Consider the following 13,665-nt stretch of genomic DNA (forward strand, 5'->3'; position numbering starts at 1 on the left):
GGACATGAGTTTTTGTGTGTTGCCCTCCAGATTTTCTTGGGGGGTTTGGGGGGGCCGTTGGCCCTTGACTGTTGGTTCAAACAAGGAGAGATCGGGATGGTTTTTTCGTCCAACGTGTTCCTGTTTTTGTTCTTGCCGATCTTTCTCGGCTTGTACTACCTGAGCGGGCAACGCTATCGCAATTTGCTGCTGCTGATTGCCAGTTACGTGTTCTACGCCTGGTGGCGTGTGGACTTCCTCGCGCTGTTCGCCGGCGTCACGCTGTGGAACTACTGGATCGGCCTGAAAGTCGGTGCCGCCGGGGTCAAGACCAAACCGGCGCAGCGCTGGCTGCTGCTCGGCGTGGCGGTCGACCTGTGCATCCTCGGCTACTTCAAGTACGCCAACTTCGGCGTCGACAGCATCAACGCAATGATGACGTCAGTGGGCCTGGAACCATTCATCCTGACCCACGTGCTGCTGCCGATCGGGATCTCGTTCTACATCTTCGAGTCCATCAGCTACATCATCGACGTCTACCGTGGCGACACTCCGGCGACCCGCAACCTGATCGACTTCGCGGCGTTCGTGGCGATCTTCCCGCACTTGATCGCCGGTCCCGTGTTGCGTTTTCGCGACCTGGCCGACCAGTTCAACAATCGCACCCACACCCTCGACAAATTCTCCGAGGGCTGCACGCGGTTCATGCAGGGCTTCATCAAGAAAGTCTTCATCGCCGACACCCTTGCAGTGGTGGCCGACCATTGCTTCGCCCTGCAAAACCCGACCACGGGCGATGCCTGGCTTGGTGCGCTGGCCTACACCGCGCAGCTGTATTTCGACTTTTCCGGGTACAGCGACATGGCCATCGGACTGGGCTTGATGATGGGTTTCCGCTTCATGGAAAACTTCAAGCAGCCGTATGTCAGCCAGTCGATCACCGAGTTCTGGCGGCGCTGGCACATCAGCCTGTCGACCTGGCTGCGTGACTATCTGTACATCACGCTGGGCGGCAATCGCAAAGGCACGCTGATGACCTATCGCAACCTGTTCCTGACCATGCTGCTCGGTGGTCTGTGGCACGGCGCGAACATCACCTACATCGTCTGGGGTGCGTGGCACGGCATGTGGCTGGCGATTGAAAAAGCCATCGGCCTGAACACCTCGCCACGCAGCTTCAACCCGATCCGCTGGGTAATGACCTTCCTGCTGGTGGTGATGGGCTGGGTGATCTTCCGCGCGGAAAACCTGCACGTCGCCGGGCGCATGTACGGCGCGATGTTCAGCTTCGGTGACTGGTCGCTGTCGGAACTCAACCAGGCCAACCTCACCGGCCTGCAAGTGGCGACCCTGATCGTGGCTTACGTGACCCTGGCGTTCTTCGGCCTGCGCGACTTCTACACCAATCAGCCTCCGGTAAAGACCAAGCCTGCAGTAAACGTCGACGCCGACGGCCCGGCCGCTGCGACACCGGGAACGATCAAGGCCGTGCCTGGGGATAACCCGGCGAGCATCCATCAGCCCGGCTACACCGTCGGCGTCGAAGCCCAGGTGCAACCAGCTTATTGGACTGCTGACTGGTCGCGCTACGTGATGCGTGCACTGGTGCTGCTGTTGTTCATCGCCTCGATTCTCAAACTCTCGGCGCAAAGCTTCTCGCCGTTCCTTTATTTCCAGTTCTGAGGGATCTGACCATGACCCGCTCATTACGCATCTTCTACATCGCGCTGTTCCTGGTGACCCTGCTGGTGCTCGGTCTGTGGTCGGTGCGCAGCTTCTTCGGCTTCAGCACCAACGCCGATGCGACGGTACTCAACGGCCGCTGGACCAAGGCCGTGGAAACCCACTACGACGACGAGTTTCCGATCAAGCGCCTGGGCACCAATCTTTGGGCCGCACTGGATTTCAAACTGTTCAACGAAGGTCGTCCGGGCGTGGTGCTCGGTCGCGACCAGTGGTTGTACAGCGATGAAGAATTCCACCCGGTGGTCAACGAAGAACTGAACCTGCAAGGCAACTACGCGCTGGTCGAAGGCGTGCGTCAGACCCTGAAAGAGAAAGGCGTGCAACTGGTGATGGCGGTGGTCCCGGCCAAGGTACGCCTGTACCCGGAGCACTTGGGTGAGGTGAAACCGGCGAGCATCCACGCCAACCTCTACAAGGACTTCCACCAGCGCCTGGCCGCCGACCGGATTCCGGCCCCGGACCTGCTCGGCCCGCTGCAACAGGCCAAACAGAACGGCCAGCAAGTGTTCCTGCGCACCGACACCCACTGGACCCCGGAAGGCGCCGAGATCGCCGCCGACCGCCTGGCCAAAACCATCGCCGACAAGTACCCGCTGAGCGGCGAGCCGCAGCGCTTCGTGACCGAACCTGCGGAAACCGTGACACACAAGGGTGACTTGCAGTTGTTCCTGCCGCTCGACCCACTGTTCGAAAACCTGATGCCGGCGCAAGAGCCACTGCAAAAGCGCAACACCGTGGCGGCGGACGACCAGCCGGCCGGTGACGACGCCCTGTTCGCCAACACCGAAGTGCCGGTAGCCCTGATCGGCACCAGTTACAGCGCCAACCCCAACTGGAACTTCGTCGGTGCGCTCAAGCAAGCGCTGCACAGCGACGTGGTCAATTACGCCGAAGACGGCCACGGCCCGATTCTGCCGATGCTCAGCTACCTCAAAAGCGACGCCTTCAAGAACAGCCCGCCACAGGTGCTGATCTGGGAGTTTCCTGAACGATATCTGCCTGTGAACAACGAAATCGGCGACGCCGACCCGCAGTGGGTCGCAGAGCTTAAACAAGCCGGCGCGCGCCAACAAAACGTAGCCATCAACAACAAATCCGAGACGCCCGACCGGGCGCAAAACTGAAAGAGAGGTACACCATGACTTTCACTACAACTCCGCGTCGTCTCGCTAAACGCTTTGCCCTGGTTGCCGGCCTCAGTGTGCTGTCGGTGCAGGCTTTCGCCGGTGGCGACGCCGCCCTGTACGGCCCGACCGCGCCGAAAGGCTCGACCTTCGTGCGTATCTACAACGCCAGCAACGCCGAAGTCAGCGCCACCGTCGGCAGCACCAACCTGAGCGATGTCGCGCCGCTGTCCAGCAGTGACTTCAGCTTCATGCCGGGCGGCGACTACAGCGCCAAGGTCGGTAGCCAGTCCCTGCCGGTGAAACTGGCCGGCGACCACTATTACACCCTGGTCAACAACGCCAGCGGTGCACCGCAACTGATCGAGGAGCCGCCGTTCAAGAACAAGCAGAAGTCCCTGGTACGCGTGCAAAACCTCAGCGACAAGGCGCTGACCCTGAAGACCGCCGACGGCAAGACCGACGTGGTCCCGAACGTTGCGCCCAAGGGTCGCGGCGAGCGTGAAATCAACCCGGTGAAGGTCAGCCTGGCCCTCTATGACGGCGCCACCAAAGTCGGCGACGTGAAACCGGTCGCCCTGGAACGCGGTGAAGCCGCAGTGCTGTACGTCACCGGCAGCGGCAGCAGCCTGTCGCCGGTCTGGGTGAAACGCCCGGTATCGACGCGCTAACACATTTGCCAGATTGACCCACGTCCCCCTGTAGGAGCGAGCTTGCTCGCGAAAAACGTAAGGGCAACGCGTTTACTCAGATAGCGCGCGTTTTCGTTAACGTCCATCGCGAGCAAGCTCGCTCCTACAAGAGACCGAGGCGTCAATCCGGATACGAAACAAAAACAAGAGTGAAACGACAGAACGCAGTAGCTCTAACCAATCGATATTCAAGGAGTAACAACATGATTCCGGTGATCTTGTCAGGTGGTAGTGGCTCACGTCTTTGGCCGCTTTCCCGTAAACAGTTCCCTAAGCAGTTCCTGGCCCTGACCGGCGAACACACCCTCTTCCAGCAAACCCTGGAACGCTTGGTGTTCGAAGGCATGGACACGCCCATCGTGGTCTGCAACAAGGACCACCGTTTCATCGTCAACGAGCAGTTGGCCGCGCGCAAACTGGAAACCCAACGCATCCTGATGGAACCGTTCGGTCGCAACACCGCGCCGGCCGTGGCCCTGACTGCGATGATGCTGGTCAACGAAGGTCGCGACGAACTGATGCTGGTACTGCCGGCCGACCACGTACTGGAAGACCAGAAAGCCCTGCAACGCGCGCTGGCCCTGGCCACCGTCGCCGCCGAAAACGGTGAAATGGTGCTGTTCGGCGTACCGGCCACCAAGCCGGAAACCGGTTATGGCTACATCAAGTCGACCAACGATTCGCTGCTGCCCGAAGGCGTCAGCCGCGTCTCGCACTTCGTCGAAAAACCCGACGTGAAGCGCGCCACCGAGTTCGTCCAGTCCGGTGGTTACTTCTGGAACAGCGGCATGTTCCTGTTCCGCGCCAGCCGCTTCCTGGAGGAGCTGAAAAAGCACGATCCGGACATCTATGACACTTGCCTGCTGACTCTGGAACGCAGCAAGCAGGATGCCGATACCATCACCTTCGACGAAGCCACCTTCGCCTGCTGCCCGGACAATTCCATCGACTACTCGGTGATGGAAAAAACCCAACGCGCCTGCGTCGTGCCGCTGACCGCCGGCTGGAGCGATGTCGGCTGCTGGTCGTCGCTGTGGGAAGTGAATGCAAAAGACGCCAACGGCAACGTCACCAAGGGCGACGTGGTGATCCAGGACAGCAAAAACTGCATGATCCACGGCAACGGCAAACTGGTGTCGGTGATCGGCCTGGAAAACATCGTCGTGGTCGAAACCAAGGACGCCATGATGATCGCCCACAAGGACAAGGTCCAAGGCGTGAAACAGATGGTCAACACCCTCAACGAACAGGGCCGCAGCGAAACCCAGAACCACTGCGAGGTCTACCGTCCGTGGGGTTCCTACGACTCGGTGGACATGGGCGGCCGCTTCCAGGTCAAGCACATCTCGGTCAAACCGGGCGCTTGCCTGTCGCTGCAGATGCACCACCACCGCGCCGAGCACTGGATCGTGGTCAGCGGCACCGCCGAGGTGACTTGCGATGAAAACGTGTTCCTGCTGACCGAGAACCAGTCGACCTATATTCCGATTGCTTCGGTTCATCGCCTGCGTAATCCGGGGAAGATTCCGTTGGAGATCATTGAGGTGCAGTCGGGAAGTTATCTGGGTGAGGACGATATCGAGCGGTTTGAAGATATCTACGGGCGCTCGACGCCGGTTGAGCGTGGGGTTGCGGTGAAGACGATCGCGCAGTAAGCAATAGAAAAAACTCTACCCAGCCTGCGGCGGACCTTCTCCGCAGGCTGGGTAGTGACTTACCTAATCAACGCTAACTATTTTCCCTCATTTCCACTGACACGGCTTGATCAGACACGATGTCTGGCCATCAACATAGCTGCCAAGGAGTCGGCGTTTCGTAACACAACAGCTTGACGCACGCTAGCAAAGTCACGATAGAGTTCCGCTCGTTCTTCGCTGGATGTAGCAGGCTCTTCACCCGCAAGACGCAAAAACTCATTTATAAAATTAATATAGTCACTGCGAGGTGCTTCTGCCATATCGGCTTCAGATGGTGCGGTTATATTTCCAGAAGAGTTTGCAACACGACTGAAAGACAGATTCATTGCCTGATAAATATAATTGTCTACCTCATCTGACGTCGCATCTGCAGCAGGCTCCCCCGTTCTCACATACCAAAAATCGCTAATAAAATTAGCACTCCCCTGCTTCACCAATGTGTGTAACCCTTCATGTAATAACGTCGATGCAAGCCCGACCGGATGTTCAACCTCCACGAAAGAACGATTTAACCATATTAAATTACCCTGAACAGAGGAATGGACAACGCTTGCTGCGGTACGATTGTCACGCTCGACTAGGGAAATCCTCCAACTTTCATCACCACTAATCTTAGTCAAAAACGTTTTTAGTGCATTCATCGTCCCTAACAATTGCTTTTTGAGGCCTACAGGGTCATTTCCCTCCAGCGAATAATCATCACCAAAAGTAAACTCCATAATTCTACTAGAATACGGATCAAGTTTCTCTTGTTGAAGCGCAGATATTTGTTCACCAACCCAACCATTTGCAAGAGAGATCGACCTCTGCACTTTTTGTTTTAAACTATCAGGAAAGTTACCAAGTCCACGAACGTTCAGCTTAACTCCATAGCGCTCCTCACTTATTGCCTCCTCATCATTCATCACATCATAACTTTGCCACCCGTCCTGATCGCAATGATTAACTGGAGAATTTCTTAGCATTCTAAACAAGTTAGTTCCATCTATACTTCCTCCTGGGTCCGGATTAATCCACCGTTGCCACCACACCACGTAATACCTGAACCCATAATAATAAAGCCCCGTCGCATCCCGTTCCTTCCCCGAATAACGTACCGTTCTATAACTCGCCTCCACCTCCCCATGCCCGGCAAACCACGCGGTGGTGCCAAACGGGTGATATCGCTCCTGGCTGATCGCTTCACCGTCGTCGTCAAGCTCCAGGGTGCAGGAACCCAGATGATCATTCAGGCTGTAACGGTATTGGTCATTGGCGCTGTCCTTGGGTAGTTCTGACTCCCAATGCAACACCCGCACACTGCTGCGCCCGGCCTGGACACTGATCACCTGCAACACCTCGCCCGTGCCGCTGTAATTGCGCAGCTCCAGGTTCGGCAGATAGCGGGTTTCAGCGACCAGCGTCCGGGCATGGGCGAGCGTCTCGCGGACTTTGCGCAGACGCATCCCATCGGCGCCGTAGACATAACGTTCGCAGTCATTGAGGCCCGAATCGCGCTCCACCGGCCGCACTTCGCCCAACTGGTTGCGCAGGTCCCATACCAAGGCTTGTCCCGGTTGCAGGTGGAGCAAGTTGCCATTGGCGTCAAAGCCTCGGCGGAAGTCCTCCTCACCCGGTTCCACATCCTCCAGTACCGGCAGGCAGCGGTTGCTGCGTGCAGCCGCGACCATTCGATGTCCATGACTTTGCGGACCTTCGTGGATCAAATCCAGCAGATTGCCACCCGCGTCGTAGTGATAGGTCTGGCGGTAATTCGCGCGGGGCGCGGGATCATCGAGGGCCGAAAACTGTGGACCTTTACTGGTGCAGCCCGCTTCCCAACCGAGGGCTTCGATCAATTGATAAAGACTGTCGTAGAAGTAGCGACTGATCGGCTCGATCCGCTGGTTGGCGAAGTAGCGGATCGGCAGTGCGGCATCCTCGATGCTCCGCACATTGCCCACTGGGTCGTATTCGTAGCGCAGGTCTTGCAGGGGGTCGTTACCGCGCTGGGCGTGAAGCCGGGTCAGACGCCCATTCTGCGCGTCGTATTCCAGCGAAGTGATCACACCATTGCCGGCGACTTCCCGTTCGGTCTGGCCATGAGCGTTGTAGTCGATGGCGCTGACCAGCGTTTTCGGGGTTGATGCGCCGTTGAGTTGCAGGTGAACTTCGCGCAACTGCCCATCGAGGGTTTGATGGAATAGCTGGCGGTGACCTTTGGCATCGGTTTGATCGGAGATCTCGCCCGCCGCGTTGAAGTGTGATCGGGAAGTTGCGCCCTCGCCCGCCTCCAGCAGCAAATCACGATGCGCTACCGGCTCGGGCCAGTCCGGCAGCGACAACGCTCTCAGAAAATGCCGTGTCTGCTCCAGCACCGTGCCATGCAATCCGAACTCGCTCATCCGCTGAGTGCCTGCCGGGTCATCGTGGCGAATCAATTGGCCGCATTGGTTGTGCCCGGCTGCAGCCTGATCGCTTGCGCCATAACTCAAGCGCTCAACACAAACCGCTTCGCCGTCCACTGCCTGTTCGAACACCGATACCGGGCGCAACTGTATGTCGTATTGCATCCAGCGCTGCGAGCCCCGGCCATCCCAGTAGTGGAGCGGTTGCCCCGCCTCGCCCAACAGCGCAACACGCAACCCGGCATCGACGCTGTTCGTACTCAACACCGCACCGGACAGGGCATGAATCGTTTGCAGATTGGCTGGTGCCGAAGCGTCCAGAAACAGTCGTGGGTCCCACTGCGCAACCGCGCGCCCAGCCCAATCATTAACCGTACGGTTGACCCGCGCCTGAGGGCGCACACCATCGTCGTCACGCCAGTAACCCAAGCTGCGTACTGGTAGTCCACGAGGATCACTTACAGTAAGGCTCGGGGTGTGGCAGTGGATTGAAAGGGTCGCTGGCACAGTAGGCGCTCCGGAATCACTCCCCTCATCTAAGCCTGTCGATCAAGTGCCTGGCTACTGTCAGAAATTACAGGGCCGACAGACGGCCTTCTGTACCATCGCTACGCCTCGACCATCGCCAATCCCACCTACGCTTAGGTAGGATGGCCTTCTCTATTCCCGAGGTTGCGCAACATGTTCATCGGCGTCCTGCTGGTCATCACCTGGCTGATCCTGTTGTTGCGCTACCCGGCCAAGGCCTTGCCCGTTTCCATGGCCGCTGCCGTGGGGCTGGGCATCGTCGCCACCTGGGTTATCTGGATGGACCACCGCGAACTCAAGCAGCTGCAACGCCTGGAGTTGCGCATCAGTTACGCGCCGCAGCAGTGTCCCGCCGACCGGCCACTGCAATTGACCCTGAACAATGGCAATGACGTGCCGTTGACCGAGCTGCGCTGGCGGGTCGCGGCCTATGCGCCGGGCGATACGGTGAACCTGGCCGACAATCAATACACCGCCCCGCGCTATCGTGGCCCCGGCGAATTGCAGGCCGGTGGCAACTGGGAAGATTGCTTGCCGCTGCCACCACTGCGCCCTGGCTACCGTCCGGAAACCCTGGAGTTTCGCGCCGAGCGATTGCAGGGTAGTTTTTCCGACTGATCCCTCCTCCATTTTTTTGCACAAGGAATGCGCCATGCCCGTCGCGTTGATTACCGGTTGTTCCAGCGGCATTGGCCGCGCCCTTGCCGATGCGTTCAAGGGTGCCGGCTATGAAGTCTGGGCCAGTGCGCGCAAGCCGGACGATGTCGCGGCACTCACCGCCGCGGGGTTCACCGCCGTGCAACTGGATGTGAACGACGCTGCTGCGCTCGAAGCCTTGAGCGAGCGAATCAACCAACAAACCGGCGGCCTCGATGTGCTGATCAACAACGCAGGATATGGCGCCATGGGGCCGCTGCTTGATGGTGGTGTACCGGCCATGCAACGCCAGTTCGAAACCAACGTGTTCGCCATCGTCGGCGTCACCCGCGCCTTGTTCCCGGTGCTGCGTCGGGCCAAAGGACTGGTGGTGAATATCGGTAGCGTGTCCGGTGTTTTAGTCACGCCATTCGCCGGCGCCTACTGCGCCTCAAAAGCCGCCGTGCATGCCTTGAGCGATGCCTTGCGCATGGAACTGGCGCCGTTCGGCGTACGGGTCATGGAAGTCCAGCCGGGGGCCATCGCTTCCAGTTTTGCCAAAAATGCCGGCCACGAAGCCGAGCAACTGATCAGTGAGCAATCGCCATGGTTCCCGCTGCGAGAAGGCATACGCGCCCGGGCCAGGGCTTCCCAGGACAAACCGACCCCGGCCAGTGAATTTGCCGCCGGATTGCTCAAGGCCGCGCAGCAAGCCAAACCGCCGCGACTGATCCGCCTGGGCAATGGCAGCCGTGCGTTGCCGCTGATGGCAGGGCTCCTACCTAAAGGCTTATTGGAAGCGGGGTTGATGAGGCGATTCGGACTGCGTGGACAGCTCTGATACCGAGTCGCCTGCCATCGCGAGCAAGCTCGCTCCCACAAGAATTTTTGGTGTGAATGCTATTTATGCCATCCAGCAGAACCCTGTGGGAGCAAGCTTGCTCGCGATGACGCCGGAACAGACACTGCAAATTTCAGGAATGAGTTGATGACCGACTACACCGAGTACTTCGACGAAGTGATCCAGGCCCACGTGGCCATCGAACAATGGCTGGCCGAAGAACAGGGCGTATCCGAACTCGAAAAACTGCTGACCCGTTTTTCGCCGCAGTTTTCCATGATCTCGCCGCTCGGTCGGGTACTGGATTTTGACGCGCTGAACGAGTTGTTCACGTTGGCGGGCGGCAAGAAGCTCGGGTTCCGGATCGAGCTCAGCGAGTTGCGTGGTATTGCGTTGTACGACGGCGGCGCGACCGTGAGTTACCGCGAGCAACAGACCGATGCGACCGGACTGCACTCGGATCGTCGCTCAACCGTGGTGTTCGAGAAGGTGGAAGGCAGAATTCTTTGGCGGCATCTGCAAGAGACCTTCTGCTGAACACGACGACGATCAACTGTAGGAGCGAGCCTGCTCGCGATGGACGTCAACGATAACGCGTGCATTCTGAATACACGCGGCGCGCTCTGGTTCATCGCGAGCAGGCTCGCTCCTACAGAGGGATGCATTCCAAAATGTGGGAGCGGCGGTGCGGCGATCCGACTTGCTCGCGAAGCAGGCGACTCGGTCTATCGGTTATGCCCCATCACCTTGCTTCACCACCACCGTACAAGTAATCCCGGCCGCCAACACCACACCCTCCGGCACTTCATCGATGTGAATGCGCACCGGCACCCGCTGCGCCAGGCGCACCCAGTTGAAGGTCGGGTTGACGTCGGCGATCAATTCGCGACTCTCCGGGTTGTCGCGGTCGTAGATGCCACGCGAGATACTTTCCACGTGCCCCGTGAGCACTTCACCGCTCATCAGTTGCATGTCGGCCTTATCGCCGACGCGCACATGGGGCAGTTTGGTTTCTTCGAAGAAGCCGTAGACCCAGAACGAGTTCATGTCGACCACGGCCATTTTCGCCTCGCCGATGCGCGCGTAGTCGCCGCGATGCACGTTGAGGTTGGTCACATAACCGTCCACTGCCGCACGGACTTCAGTACGCTTGAGGTTGAGTTCGGCGGCTTCCAGTTGCGCCTGGGCCTGCTGGTAATCGGCCAGGGCAGAGTCAGCGAGGTTGCTGGCGTCGTCGCGGTTTTCCCTGGAGATCACCAGGTTGTCCATATCGGCACGACGATGGGCGTTGACCTTGCGCATCTCCCACGTCGCCTTGCGCGAGGCAACCAGGCTTTGCGCCTGTTTCACCGCCAGGCGGTAGTGCTCGGGGTCGATCCGCATCAGCAAATCGCCCTTCTTCACCAGTTGGTTGTCGCGCACCGGCACGTCCACCACTTCGCCGGTGACGTCGGCGGCGACGTTGATGATGTCAGCACGCACGCGGCCGTCACGGGTCCACGGCGTGTTCATGTAGTGCTCCCACAAGGAGCGGCCGACCCACAGCGCGAGGGCCAGCACCAGCAAGGTCGCGAGCAGGCTGAAAAACTTTTTCATCGGGGCATTCTCAGTGATAGAGAGTCAACGGTAGACAGTCAGCGCCATGGCGCCGAACAGACAGGTAAACAGACTCAGGCGCAGTAACGCCGGGTGCCAGAAGAAGCGGTACAGGTCGAACCCGGACAGGAACCGGTCCAGCGCCCAGGCAAGCAGAGCCGCAATGAAAAACATCAGGGTCATGGTCGGCATGTACACGCCGTGGAAGGCGATTTCACGAGGCATGTTCAAGTCCTTGGGGCTGGCTGCTTGCGAAGGCGGCGAGCGGTGATTGCGGATCGAGCAGAGAGGTGCGGATGAAGTGCAGGTAGCTCTTCACCCGGCGCAACGCCGAGGTATCGAAGTGCGGGGCGAAGGGTTCGTCGGTGGACTGCACACGGCTGATCGCGTGATCGACGGCGATCAGTGCGCGTTCGAGGTTGCTGCTGTTCGGTTGCAGGAACAACCGCACCAGTGCGCGCCCCATCACCCGGATCGCCTGGCGCCACGGCCGGGATTCGGCATAGGCCGGATGCACCGGCAGAATCGCCTGTTCCTTACGCAACTCGATGATCGCGTGGCCGACTTCCAGCACCACGAACATCCAGCGCAACAAGTCCCGCTGCACTTGCGGTTGACCCGCCGCAAAGCCGTAGGCCTGGTGCACCAGATCGCGGGTACGGCTTTCGAAACCCGACGCCAGCCCCTTGAGCTTGCCGCTGATGGCGTACACCACCTGACCGCGCAAATCCTGCTCCAGCCGGCGCCACAGCCAGCGACTGTTGGGCGGCAGAATGATCGCCCCTGCCGCTGCGCACACCAGCATGCCCATCACCATCGCGATGTAGTCGTTGATGAAGGTGTAGGGGTTGTAGACCGTAAGGTTGTCCGGCACCGAACCGGTGCTGAAGAAGATCAGCAGCCCCAGGCCAACCCCGGCGTATTGTGGCCGTGAACTGAGGAACGAACCGAGCACGATCACCGGGGCCAACACCATGCACAGCAATGGGAAACCGTCGATCCACGGATAGATGAAGAACATCTCGACGAAGCCGATCAATGCCCCGAGCAGTGTCCCGCAAGCCATCTGGAAGGCCATGCGTTTCGGGTTCGGTGTCGCTGCGGCCAGGCCAACGGTAGCGGCGGCAATCAGGGTCATGGTCGCCCCGCTCGGCCAGGCCGTGGCCACCCAATAGCTGCCCAGCACCACCAGAATGAATGACGCACGAATACCCGACGCCGCAGCGGCCAGCCAGTTGGTTTGCGGGGTGTACGGCTCGTCCCAGCGCTCCCGTTCGTGACTGTGATCGGCCAGGGACGCGTGGGTCTGCGCATAACCGTACAGGTCGTCGACGAAGCGATAGAGCAGCTCGTACGCGGTGTGGAAATCCAGTTGCTCGGCATCGCCCGGATTGCTCTGCTGGAACGTCGCCCGAAGACTGCGCACCCGCGCCGGCAGACCTTCCTTGTAGGCGGTAAGCACCGCGACCAGACGCGCCGCATCGGCGCTGGTCAGGGCTCGACCGCTGAAGCCGTCGAGCAACTCGGCGAGGTCCTGCAAGCCCGGCTTGATCGCCGCCACCACCTGGTCCGCCGCGCTGCTACGCAAGCGTTCGAGCAATTGATGCAAGGCGTTGAAGCGCGTGGTGATGCTCATGAACTCGCTGTTCAAGCGACTGAGCCGGCCATTGCGCCGACGCATGTGCGGGTCTTCAAAAACCGTGACGCTGCGCAAGCCTTCCAGGCCCACCGCTTCAGCGATGAAACGCACGTTGCCGGCCTCGAACGCCTCGCGCTGACTGCGGCCGCGCAAACCGTCGGTGACGAACAAGGCGAACACGCCAAAGCGCTGATACAACGCATTGCGCATCGCCGCGCTGGCCGATTGCGGCAGGATGGCGGCACTGATCAGTGTCGAGCAAAGAATGCCCAACGAGATTTCCAGCACCCGCCAGACCGCGGCCATGAACGCGCCATCCGGATGAGCCAGCGCGGGCAAGCCGACCATCGCTGCGGTGTATCCGGCGAGTACGAAACCGTAGGCGCGAAAGTTGCGGCAGCGGGCGGCACCTGCGGTGCAGATACCGACCCAGATCGCCAGCGAACCGAGGAACAGCTCAGTGTTCTGTGCAAACAGGGCAATCAGCGCGACCATCACCGCAGACCCGGCCAGGGTGCCGAGAAAACGATAGAAACTCTTGGCGAACACCTGGCCGCTTTGCGGTTGCATGACAATGAACACGGTGATCATCGCCGTGCGCGGTTGCGGCAGCTCCAGGCGCATGGCCAGCCACAGCGTCAGGAATGCCGCGAACAACACCTTGAAAATGTAGACCCAAGTCACGCCATCGCTGCGTGCCCAGTCGAAGAAACCCCGGCGCCATTCAAGGGAGTACAGCCAGCGCAAGGGTGCGGGCAAGGGAGTCATGAAGTCCTCTGTAGGAGCGAGCCTGCTCGCGA

Annotated in this window: 11 protein-coding genes; 7 read left to right on the forward strand and 4 right to left on the reverse strand. The window is 59.6% G+C overall.

All coding sequences use genetic code 11. The annotated features are described in order from the left end of the window. Positions 1-96 precede the first annotated feature (96 nt). The 4 genes from ACEN8Z_RS26690 to ACEN8Z_RS26705 all read left to right on the forward strand — a co-directional run bounded on the left by ACEN8Z_RS26690 (position 97) and on the right by ACEN8Z_RS26705 (position 5,196). Entirely contained in the window at positions 97-1,662 is a 1,566-nt protein-coding gene (locus ACEN8Z_RS26690; RefSeq protein ID WP_495596191.1) for an MBOAT family O-acyltransferase, read from the forward strand. 11 nt (positions 1,663-1,673) lie between these two features. Continuing rightward, positions 1,674-2,849, forward strand: a complete 1,176-nt coding sequence (locus ACEN8Z_RS26695; protein ID WP_442098227.1) for an alginate O-acetyltransferase — start codon at positions 1,674-1,676, stop codon at positions 2,847-2,849. A gap of 14 nt (positions 2,850-2,863) precedes the next feature. Continuing rightward, positions 2,864-3,520, forward strand: coding sequence for an alginate O-acetyltransferase AlgF (locus tag ACEN8Z_RS26700; RefSeq protein ID WP_477776993.1), 657 nt, complete (start codon positions 2,864-2,866; stop codon positions 3,518-3,520). Between the two features lie 224 nt (positions 3,521-3,744). Beyond that, positions 3,745-5,196, forward strand: a complete 1,452-nt coding sequence (locus tag ACEN8Z_RS26705) for a mannose-1-phosphate guanylyltransferase/mannose-6-phosphate isomerase (RefSeq protein ID WP_007998306.1) — start codon at positions 3,745-3,747, stop codon at positions 5,194-5,196. A 110-nt stretch (positions 5,197-5,306) separates the two neighbouring features. On the opposite strand, the gene ACEN8Z_RS26710 is transcribed toward ACEN8Z_RS26705, so the two are convergent. After that, positions 5,307-8,054, reverse strand: coding sequence for an RHS repeat domain-containing protein (locus tag ACEN8Z_RS26710; RefSeq protein WP_495596192.1), 2,748 nt, complete (start codon positions 8,052-8,054; stop codon positions 5,307-5,309). A gap of 252 nt (positions 8,055-8,306) precedes the next feature. Between ACEN8Z_RS26710 and ACEN8Z_RS26715 the strand changes: the two genes are divergently transcribed. From ACEN8Z_RS26715 to ACEN8Z_RS26725, 3 genes are all read left to right on the forward strand, one after another. Continuing rightward, complete coding sequence (locus ACEN8Z_RS26715; RefSeq protein WP_007998302.1) at positions 8,307-8,771, forward strand: hypothetical protein; 465 nt, start codon at positions 8,307-8,309, stop codon at positions 8,769-8,771. Positions 8,772-8,805: 34 nt separating this feature from the next. Then, positions 8,806-9,630, forward strand: coding sequence for an SDR family oxidoreductase (locus ACEN8Z_RS26720; protein ID WP_495596193.1), 825 nt, complete (start codon positions 8,806-8,808; stop codon positions 9,628-9,630). A gap of 147 nt (positions 9,631-9,777) precedes the next feature. Then, entirely contained in the window at positions 9,778-10,167 is a 390-nt protein-coding gene (locus ACEN8Z_RS26725; protein WP_495596194.1) for a DUF4440 domain-containing protein, read from the forward strand. A gap of 195 nt (positions 10,168-10,362) precedes the next feature. Here the strand turns inward: ACEN8Z_RS26725 and ACEN8Z_RS26730 are convergent, their stop codons facing one another. From ACEN8Z_RS26730 to ACEN8Z_RS26740, 3 genes are read right to left on the reverse strand one after another with little or no spacing between them, the layout of a single operon-like run. Next, a complete protein-coding gene (locus ACEN8Z_RS26730; RefSeq protein WP_495596195.1) occupies positions 10,363-11,226 on the reverse strand; it encodes an efflux RND transporter periplasmic adaptor subunit in 864 nt (287 codons plus the stop codon). A gap of 24 nt (positions 11,227-11,250) precedes the next feature. Beyond that, positions 11,251-11,451, reverse strand: coding sequence for a DUF1656 domain-containing protein (locus ACEN8Z_RS26735; RefSeq protein ID WP_007989920.1), 201 nt, complete (start codon positions 11,449-11,451; stop codon positions 11,251-11,253). Continuing rightward, complete coding sequence (locus ACEN8Z_RS26740; RefSeq protein WP_495596196.1) at positions 11,441-13,633, reverse strand: FUSC family protein; 2,193 nt, start codon at positions 13,631-13,633, stop codon at positions 11,441-11,443. The genes ACEN8Z_RS26735 and ACEN8Z_RS26740 overlap by 11 nt, the downstream gene beginning before the upstream one ends. Positions 13,634-13,665: the final 32 nt, after the last annotated feature.

It is taken from the genome of Pseudomonas sp. Pseusp10 (assembly GCF_059492225.1).

What these genes read in the sequence shown, in the direction of transcription:
- ACEN8Z_RS26690 (WP_495596191.1), top strand. Translation starts at nt 97, where the DNA reads ATGGTTTTTTCGTCCAACGTGTTCCTGTTTTTGTTCTTGCCGATCTTT.
- ACEN8Z_RS26695 (WP_442098227.1), top strand. Translation starts at nt 1,674, where the DNA reads ATGACCCGCTCATTACGCATCTTCTACATCGCGCTGTTCCTGGTGACC.
- ACEN8Z_RS26700 (WP_477776993.1), top strand. Translation starts at nt 2,864, where the DNA reads ATGACTTTCACTACAACTCCGCGTCGTCTCGCTAAACGCTTTGCCCTG.
- ACEN8Z_RS26705 (WP_007998306.1), top strand. Translation starts at nt 3,745, where the DNA reads ATGATTCCGGTGATCTTGTCAGGTGGTAGTGGCTCACGTCTTTGGCCG.
- ACEN8Z_RS26715 (WP_007998302.1), top strand. Translation starts at nt 8,307, where the DNA reads ATGTTCATCGGCGTCCTGCTGGTCATCACCTGGCTGATCCTGTTGTTG.
- ACEN8Z_RS26720 (WP_495596193.1), top strand. Translation starts at nt 8,806, where the DNA reads ATGCCCGTCGCGTTGATTACCGGTTGTTCCAGCGGCATTGGCCGCGCC.
- ACEN8Z_RS26725 (WP_495596194.1), top strand. Translation starts at nt 9,778, where the DNA reads ATGACCGACTACACCGAGTACTTCGACGAAGTGATCCAGGCCCACGTG.
- ACEN8Z_RS26730 (WP_495596195.1), bottom strand. Translation starts at nt 11,226, where the DNA reads ATGAAAAAGTTTTTCAGCCTGCTCGCGACCTTGCTGGTGCTGGCCCTC.
- ACEN8Z_RS26735 (WP_007989920.1), bottom strand. Translation starts at nt 11,451, where the DNA reads ATGCCTCGTGAAATCGCCTTCCACGGCGTGTACATGCCGACCATGACC.
- ACEN8Z_RS26740 (WP_495596196.1), bottom strand. Translation starts at nt 13,633, where the DNA reads ATGACTCCCTTGCCCGCACCCTTGCGCTGGCTGTACTCCCTTGAATGG.